General features: G+C 69.0%; 1 protein-coding gene. It reads left to right on the forward strand.

Annotated features, from left to right (window positions below; translation table 11 throughout):
- Positions 1–536, forward strand: a 536-nt coding sequence (locus H8A95_RS43500) for a DUF2155 domain-containing protein (RefSeq protein WP_229188518.1), incomplete at both ends; no start/stop codon positions are given.

Consider the following 536-nt stretch of genomic DNA (forward strand, 5'->3'; position numbering starts at 1 on the left):
CCGGTGCCAATCCGCTGCCGCCGGGGCAGCGTCCCAAGGGCGCGCCGCAAGGTACGCCTCCGGGCGCGCCACAGGGCACCGCGCCGCAGACGCCTGCCGCGTTGCAGCCCGGCGACGAGGTCGTGCAGGAGCCGCCGTCGACCAAGATCACCAACAAGAAGGCGAGCTTCTCCGGTCTCGACAAGATCACGGGGCGCATCATCAATTTCGACGAGGATATCGGCGAGACCGTGCAGTTCGGCGCGCTCCGCGTGAAGACCGATGCCTGCTACACCCGGCCGTCGACGGAAGCCGCCAACACCGATGCTTTCGTCGAGGTCGACGAGATCACGCTGCAGGGTGAAGTGAAGCGGATCTTCTCGGGCTGGATGTTCGCGGCGAGCCCCGGCCTGCATGGCGTCGAGCATCCGATCTACGACATCTGGCTGACCGACTGCAAAGGGCCGGACCAGACCATCGTGACCGCGGCGCCCGATCCGCCGAAGGCGCCGACGCCGCCTCCGCCGGCGGCCCAGAAGCGCGCGCCGCCGAAGCAG

This window comes from Bradyrhizobium oropedii, assembly GCF_020889685.1.
Classification (GTDB): domain Bacteria; phylum Pseudomonadota; class Alphaproteobacteria; order Rhizobiales; family Xanthobacteraceae; genus Bradyrhizobium; species Bradyrhizobium oropedii.